This window comes from Chloroflexus sp. MS-G (assembly GCF_000735195.1).
GTDB lineage: Bacteria > Chloroflexota > Chloroflexia > Chloroflexales > Chloroflexaceae > Chloroflexus.
Genome location: NZ_JPIM01000157.1, coordinates 1 through 7821 on the forward strand (window position 1 = coordinate 1; position 7821 = coordinate 7821).

8 protein-coding genes are annotated in these 7821 nt (G+C 56.1%); 3 read left to right on the top strand and 5 right to left on the bottom strand.

All coding sequences use genetic code 11. The annotated features are described in order from the left end of the window. Nucleotides 1–724: ribokinase (locus tag JE47_RS0118615; RefSeq protein WP_031461194.1), on the top strand; the 724-nt coding region annotated here is incomplete at its 5' end. A 12-nt stretch (nucleotides 725–736) separates the two neighbouring features. On the opposite strand, the gene JE47_RS0118620 is transcribed toward JE47_RS0118615, so the two are convergent. The 5 genes from JE47_RS0118620 to JE47_RS0118635 all read right to left on the bottom strand — a co-directional run bounded on the left by JE47_RS0118620 (nucleotide 737) and on the right by JE47_RS0118635 (nucleotide 4835). Then, on the bottom strand, nucleotides 737–2149 hold the full coding sequence (locus tag JE47_RS0118620; protein ID WP_201771228.1) for a hypothetical protein: 1413 nt from the start codon (nucleotides 2147–2149) through the stop codon (nucleotides 737–739). Between the two features lie 23 nt (nucleotides 2150–2172). Continuing rightward, entirely contained in the window at nucleotides 2173–2658 is a 486-nt protein-coding gene (locus tag JE47_RS0118625) for a hypothetical protein (RefSeq protein ID WP_236631306.1), read from the bottom strand. Further along, nucleotides 2651–2854 (bottom strand): hypothetical protein, encoded by a 204-nt coding sequence (locus tag JE47_RS21445; protein WP_081910074.1) that lies wholly within the window; start codon nucleotides 2852–2854, stop codon nucleotides 2651–2653. The genes JE47_RS0118625 and JE47_RS21445 overlap by 8 nt, the downstream gene beginning before the upstream one ends. A gap of 102 nt (nucleotides 2855–2956) precedes the next feature. Further along, on the bottom strand, nucleotides 2957–3937 hold the full coding sequence (gene ftsY, locus JE47_RS0118630; protein ID WP_031461197.1) for a signal recognition particle-docking protein FtsY: 981 nt from the start codon (nucleotides 3935–3937) through the stop codon (nucleotides 2957–2959). A 94-nt stretch (nucleotides 3938–4031) separates the two neighbouring features. Then, nucleotides 4032–4835 carry an esterase/lipase family protein gene (locus tag JE47_RS0118635; protein ID WP_031461198.1) on the bottom strand — a complete coding sequence of 268 codons (804 nt, stop codon included), beginning with the start codon at nucleotides 4833–4835 and terminating at the stop codon, nucleotides 4032–4034. Between the two features lie 206 nt (nucleotides 4836–5041). Here JE47_RS0118635 and JE47_RS0118640 point away from each other — a divergent pair, with 206 nt between their 5' ends. Further along, a complete protein-coding gene (locus JE47_RS0118640) occupies nucleotides 5042–5509 on the top strand; it encodes a (2Fe-2S)-binding protein (RefSeq protein ID WP_031461199.1) in 468 nt (155 codons plus the stop codon). Continuing rightward, nucleotides 5506–7671 carry a xanthine dehydrogenase family protein molybdopterin-binding subunit gene (locus tag JE47_RS0118645; protein WP_031461200.1) on the top strand — a complete coding sequence of 722 codons (2166 nt, stop codon included), beginning with the start codon at nucleotides 5506–5508 and terminating at the stop codon, nucleotides 7669–7671. The genes JE47_RS0118640 and JE47_RS0118645 overlap by 4 nt, the downstream gene beginning before the upstream one ends. The last annotated feature ends 150 nt before the right edge of the window (nucleotides 7672–7821 follow it).

A 7821-nucleotide genomic window follows, 5' to 3' on the forward strand; every position in this document is an offset into this window, starting at 1 on the left:
TGATACTTTTGGCGATACTCTGCTGGCAGCCGTTCAGTATGATGGCGTTGATACGAGCTTTGTCCAACGCGATCTCAATACCGCTACCGGCGTAGCGTTGATAACGCTCGATGCACATGGCCAAAACACCATTGTCGTTGCACCCGGCGCGAATATGCAGGTCAGTGAAGCCGATGTTATCCGTGCCGAATCGGTGTTGCGCAGGGCTGATGTGCTCCTTATGCCGTTGGAATGCCCACTCGAAGCAGTTGTAGCGGCAACCCATCTGGCGCGTCAATCGGGAGTAAGGGTTGTGCTCAATCCGGCGCCCGCCCGTCCGCTGCCAACCGAACTCCTGGCTCAGATCGACTACCTGCTGCCCAATCAGCTTGAGTTGCAAGTACTGGCCGATGGGGAGACCGATCTGCTGACGGCGATTGGTCGGGTACAGCAACAGGGTGTGCGTAATGTGCTGGTAACGTTAGGGGAAGAGGGTGCGCTGCTAGCTATGGGTGGTCAAACGACACACGTGCCAGCTTTTCAGGTGCCGGTGGTTGACACAGTGGCCGCCGGTGATGCGTTTGCTGCCGCATTCTGCGTCGCTCTCGCCGAAGGTAAATCACCGCTCGAAGCAGTGCGCTGGGGGAATGCCGCTGGTGCGCTGGCTGTTACCCGATCAGGCGCTCAGCCGTCGCTTCCGAGTCGGTTTGAAGTGATGCGGTTGCTGGAGGTGAGGGGTGAGTGAGGGGGAGTGTTTTTACGGTCGTCTAAGGATCAATACATATTCTGCTAAGTCGTTCCCGGTCACGGTCGAGCGTCGGGTACGCCAAAGTTCGATACCCTCTACCTTGTACCCAACGTTGCATGCGACATCAGCGAGCAGATGGGCAGTACGAATATGAACACGGAAGAACGACATTTGATCGCCAACGACATACGCACATCTGGCACCGGGGCGTAATTTCGGAAATAACGCGGCAAAGTGCCGATACATGCCACCAAAATATAATCTGGTCACTCGATGATAAAGACGTTCAAATCCTGATGTCTTCCCGAGTTTTACTCGTTGGGCTTCTATCTCTTCTGCTACCTGCCTGATCGTCGGAATGTCGGCAATGTATGTATCATCATCATCACCAGTAAATACATTTCGTGAGTTACTGCGCAGGAGGTTTTCTTTGAGCGCACGGACATCGTGCCTGGTTTTCAGCAAGCCGAGTAACACGCTTTCGAGCCGGGTACTGCGCGTGTAGTCTTTTTCATTCGGATACGGTGGTGAGGTGATCACAATTCCAATTGGGGGGCATTGCGCTAATGATGAGAGCAGACGTGCATCGTCATGATAGACATGCGCTGGCGGAAATGGTGCAAGGTGTCTGCACCGAATCGTGTTCACATCATCGATCATGCGCTGAATCATGTGGGCAAACGCCCCCAAGACATCCGCATCATCACGTGGTGGAAGGCGGTACACCTCTGGCCCAAATCCGACATTGCCGGCAGTGGTTACGATGACGTTGGCGAGAGCGAGGCGCATGAAGTCGGTGATTATTGCATCGCCGCCCATCGTTTCAATGGCAAAGCGGAGGGCAAGCACGCGGAGGAGTGGTTTGGGACTGATGAACCCTTTGGGAATAAGAGCTGCCATCAGAGGTGGAAGCAGCTCGTCTGGATTGAACTGTTCGACGTACCGCCGTATTGTCGGGGTCGTTCGGCGAACACGTTGTGGAGAGAATAAGGTCAGTTGTTGGAGATTGTCTGATCGTTCCGAGAGACCAACGTGATCAAGGCATGCCTCGGCAAGCTCAAGCACATCGTCGAGTCGGCGACGTACCGCTTCCAGATCAATATCCCACGCTAGTTTCACGCACGTTGCTAGCAGCGCGATGGGATTCGCATCAGTACTGATCGTCGCAAATCCGTGCAGGCGTGCTTCGACCGGTGTTGTTGCTGTTCCGCAGAACGGATCACAGACCCAATCGCGCTCTGGATCTGCGCCGAGACGTTGTAAATACTCGCGCACAAGGTGTGGCGGATACCCGAGAACGAAACGATACCAACTATGAATTGCTGCATCTTCCGGTTGTAGTTGATTTTTTACGACGGATGCCGCTGCCGGTGATGCGGCTATGGTTGTGGGATTGTCAACGGCATCTGCTGGCTTATCCATCATGATCTGCCTGACCTGAATACTTACGGCAACAAAAACATCTGTATCTCGCCATTGCGCGCATTGCGCGCTGTGATACGATAGCGAATCTGTCCCTGTGCGTCGCTACGTAGGGGGCCACTTCGGGTAACCTGCGTGCCCGGACGAGCGGCAAGCACAAATGAAACAGAGCCATCGGGTTGAAGGAGTGCGATCTGGAGATCACCTGACTCGACGGCGACCATCACAATCGCCTGCACCTCGGTATTCGCCGGTAACGCTGGCAGCCGATATTCGTCGCTGCCTTCAGCACTCACAAATGTGGTAAAAATACTGGCCGTTCCACCTTCCTGAGCAATAGTGGTCTGTTCGCCGCTGATGAGCAGGCAACCGCTGAGCAGAACGGCACACCCGATCATCCAGATGATGACTGCCCAGCGGATCGCTGCTGATCGAAACGTGTCGTGTGTCGTGCTGCCTGACCATGGGTTCACCGCGGAACCGATAAGGACTCCTTTCCGACTAGCCATACGACTCGGGGCGATAATCAACGGTATACGTCGCCTCTTCAGGAACCAGCTCGATCCGCAATGGTCGGCGCGAAACCAGGCGAATGCTGGCGCCACAATTACGATTTGCGCAGACGACCTGTCCTCCAATGGGAACGTAAGGAAAGATAGCCAGTTTCTGTTTGCACGATGGGCATTTGACGATTTCTACAGACATAGTAGCCCCTGTCAACAAAGCTATCGCAGTGTCACGAGCAACAGGTTGCAAGATAGCGTGTACCTGTGGCGGTACTCGCATCGTGAGCAGATGACCGACGGTTCATGACTTTGATTCGGCGAAGAGTGCATCGACAAATGTCTGTGCATCGAAGAGGGCCAGATCGTCGAGCTTCTCGCCAGTACCGATATATCGAATCGGGCGCTCGATGTCTTGGGCAATGGCAAACGCAATACCGCCTTTGGCCGTTCCATCCATCTTGGTGATAGCTACGTCGGTGACACCGGCCGCCTTGAGAAAGGCTTTGGCCTGCAAAACACCGTTCTGGCCGGTCGTGGCATCAATCACCAGGATGGTTTCGTGGGGTGCGCCGGGTAGTTTACGAGCAATGATATTGCGGATTTTTTCTAGCTCTTGCATCAGGTTGTATTTCGCGTGCAGGCGACCGGCCGTATCGACGATCAGGATGTCTACTTCCTGCTCAAGGGCAGCATCGATGGCCTTATACACGACAGCGGCGGCATCTGCGCCCTGACCAAGGCTCACACATGGCACACCGGCACGCTCGGCCCAGGTTTCAAGCTGCTCGGTCGCCGCAGCCCGGAAGGTGTCACCAGCGGCTAACAGCACTTTCTTGCCGAAGCGGTTCTTGTACCGATGAGCCAGCTTTGCAATCAGCGTGGTTTTACCGGCGCCATTGACTCCAACCACGAGTATGACATACGGTTTGGCATCGGGCCGTTTCTGTCCGGCATACTCGGCAAACGTGCGTACCATCTCGGCCTTGAGCATGTCGCGGGCTTCACGGGCTTTTTTGACCCCGTAGCGGTTCACCCGGTCGATAGTTCGGTTCACCAGATATTGGGTCGTTTCCAGACCAACATCAGCCTGGATCAATGCCTCTTCCAGTTCATCCCAAAGCTGATCGGTGATTGGGTCATCATTGGCGAAGAGCTGGGCGATACGGCCAAAGATTCCTTTGCGTGATTTCTCAAGTGAAGCGGCAACCTGTGCTTCTTCACGCGCAGCCTCTTCCTCGCTGCGCGGTGCATCCTGGGCGCGCCCAAACAAACGGCGAAACATACCGTGTTCCCCTTCGTAACTATTGCTGAAGGCGTGAACAACCCGCATCAATAACAGAGTTGTTCTTCGCTGTACGACCTGTGCATCGTTCAGATCAGGCACGTTGGCCGACAGCAGAAGCTACTGTAACCTGCGCTTCTGTTTGATTATAGCCGATCCCTGTTGGTGGTGTCACAGCAAATGCCGTCGCCGCCTGCCACCAGATGGCAACCGTTGCCTGACTTGAACCGTACCAGAGGCGATCTGGTCTGGGATCGTGACGCAGGCCGGGGATAACGATTTGCAATGATCCTGGCAAGAGGCCATATTCCAGTGGAACGACCCCATCGCCCCACTGCGCTCCTTCACCGCTAATCAGGCGATAACTCTGGTAAGCACCGCGTTCTGGTGGGGGACCATCAGGATCACCGAAGATACTACGCCCGATAACACTTACATAGCGCACCTGTGACCAGTAGGCCCCTGGATAGTGTTGTTCAGCCCAGCGGATCTGACTTAGCCCGCCGATTCGTCCATCGCGAACCGCTCGTTGCGGTGTGCCCAGGGTGATCAACATATTGACCCGTCGGTAGCCGGAATAGACGCGCTGGCGATACGGCTGGTCACCGAGAAAAATCCGCGCTAGCACACCACCGGCACTATGGGCGACCAGTGTCACTTGCTGACTGCCGGTTGTCGTCATGGCTTGATGAACCGCTCGATCAAGTTTGTCGAGTAGACTAGCGTAACTGTCGAACACGACAACCTGCGCCCAATCCCAGCGGTTGATAGGGGTGATAAACACCGGTTGACCACTAAGGTCGGCCAGATAGTTACGGAGCGGCTCGTAGAGTGATGGATTGCTCCCGAATCCACCCACGATGAGAATAGGGGTCTGTTTTGTGAACGATGTTGTCATCGGCATATCCTTGTGAATGAAGAGAGCATTGCCGATCATTTACCCGGCATAGCTCCCTCTACCCCATGAGTTTAGTTTACACGCGCAAACGATACGTGATAGTCGCAGCATGTCTTTCGTATCAGAAGGCGATTCGCTGTAAATATCTTCGCACTGGTAGTATACTATGAACAGAGATTGCACAGCAATTGTACGAGAGGCTCATTATGGAATTAAACATCAACGGCCAACGTTACACCATTGCCGATGAACCGGCACGTCCACTGCTCTACGTATTACGCGATGAACTAGGGTTGACAGGAACTAAATTCGGTTGTGGCGCCGGTATCTGCGGCGCCTGTACCGTTCATGTGAACGGCAAGGCGACACGCAGTTGCCAGACGATGGTCACAACGCTTGCCGACGCCCAGATTACAACTATCGAAGGATTAGCCACCGGTGAGCAATTACATCCAGTACAACAGGCCTTTCTCGAACTTCAGGTTCCCCAATGTGGCTGGTGTATGAGCGGTCAGATGATGACGGCTGCTGCACTATTGGCAGCGAATCCCAATCCAACTTATGAAGAGATGATCGCCGCGATGCGCTACAACTACTGTCGATGTGGAACGTATGCCCGTATCGGACGGGCGGTTATGCGCGCAGCCGAGCTGATGAGGGGGCAAAAGGTATGAAAAAAGAGACACGTCCACAGCGCTGGCGAATGTCGCGGCGAGGCTTTCTCATTGGCCTGGGAGTTGTCGGTGGCGGTCTGGCTCTTGGTGCCGTGTTCGGCTTACCGGCAGCGCGTTTGATGTTGGCCGATATGTTTGGTGATGTGATCGAGATTCCATCCACGATGCCTCGCGAACCTGATCTCTGGTTCACGATCCGGCCAGACGGTCAGGTGCTGATGACTATGCCGAAGGTGGAAATGGGGCAGGGAGTGCATACGGCGCTGGCCCAGATCGCAGCCGAAGAGTTGGGCGTGGCCTGGGAGCAGATGCAGGTCGTGCAGAGCAGTTCTCGTGGCCCGATAGCCGATGGCGCCGGTACCAGCGCTTCGTACTCGGTGATTTCGCTCTTTCCCGTGCTACGGGAAGTAGCAGCGACGTTACGCGAGATGATCCGTGCTGCGGGAGCCGAGCAGCTCGGCATTCCCCTGTCTCAGACTCGTATCGAGCGCGGGGTTGTCATCGATGCTGAACGGCCCGAACGCCAGATTACGTTCGGCGAACTCGTTGCTCAAGAGCGCGATTGGCAACTACCATCTGAAGCGGCGCCGCTCACCCCACCCGAACGCTGGCAGATGATCGGTCAGCCGCTCCCCCGGCTCGATCTGCCGGCCAAGATTCGGGGCACGGCAGTGTACGGCTATGATGTTCGCGTCGATGGAATGTTGTACGGTGCAGTGGCTCGTCCACCCCGTCTCGGCGCCAGACTTCGCCGGGCAGCTCCAGGAACGGCGCGCAATCGACCGGGTGTGATTGAGGTTGTGATCCGCGACGATTTTGCCGGGGTTGTCGCCGAATCGCGTCTGACCGCCTATGCAGCGCTCAATGATGTAGAGCTTGACTGGGAGTTACCACCACCGTTTGATCTGCAAGATATTGAACAACGATTGGCCGCCCAGGCCGGAGCGGGGACGGTGATTCAACGTCAGGGTGATGCACCGGCAATGTTGCGTGGCGGGCAAGTCATTGAGGCGACGTACCGCACACCGCTGGCGGCACACGCCAACCTTGAACCACAAGCTGCATTAGTTGACGTTCAACCAGATCGGGTGCGGGCCTGGGTCAGTACCCAATCACCGGTGCAGGTTGCCCGTACACTGGCGCAAGTGCTCGGACGCAAGCCCGAAGCAGTTGAGGTAACACCAACCTACCTGGGCGGTGGTTTCGGGCGCAAAGTCACTACAACGGTTGCTACCGAGGCAGCGTTGTTGTCGGCAGCAGTCGGACGACCGGTACACGTTGGTTGGACTCGCACCGAAGAGTTTCGCTACGGGTACCTGCGTCCACCAACGTATGCTACATTTCGCGCAACGCTCGACCAAGGTGGTCAGATTATTGCTCTTGAACAGCGCCATGTGAGCGGCAATGTGCTGTTCGATCTCTTTCCGGCCCCGCTGCGCTGGCTTTTCGGGAGTGACTTTGGCGGGTGGCGCGGCGCCCGTCTCGTGTATGCAATCCCTAATCTGCTGGTTACCGCGCAGACGGTAGAATTGCCGTTACCAACCGGCCCGTGGCGTGGGTTAGGACTCCTGGCAAACGTCTTTGCCGTCGAGAGTTTCATCGACGAGTTGGCTACAGCAGCGGGGATTGATCCGCTTGATTTTCGGCTCCGTCATCTACCGGCAAACGAGCTGGGCCAACGCTTCCGTACAGCACTCGAAACCGTGGCGACCATGTCCGGCTGGCGAGAGGCGCCGCCTCCCGGTCGCGCTCGTGGGATCGCCTGTAGTATTGATGCCGGGACGATAGCGGCCCATGTTGCCGAAGTTGGTCTAGTTGATAATCGGCCACGGGTCTATCGAGTGTGGGCAGCCATTGATCCAGGGGTGGCGATTAACCCCGACGGCCTGGCAGCTCAGACCGAGGGCGGGATTATGATGGGGTTGAGTGCTGCATTGCTTGAGCAGATCACGATTAGCGATGGCAGAATTGAAGCCGGAAACTTTGATCGTTATCCGCTGCTCACCATTGCCGACGCGCCAGAGGTGTTCGTGCAAATTCTCCGCAGCGGTGATCAACCGTTTGGTGGCGGCGAACCACCGATGGGGCCGATTGCCGCCGCCGTCGCTAATGCGTTAGCCGCCCTCACCGGTAAGCGTCGTCGCGAATGGCCGCTGGTCTAGCTGCAAGGTCTGTGCTCGTTTTACATACGAACGAGACGAAACTTGCCATTGATCTGGACGGGGGATGCTGATCGTATCCGTCATACCGTAGGGGCAGGTTTCAACCCTGTCCGTATTAGCAGGTCGTATCCGTCATACCGTAGGGGCAGG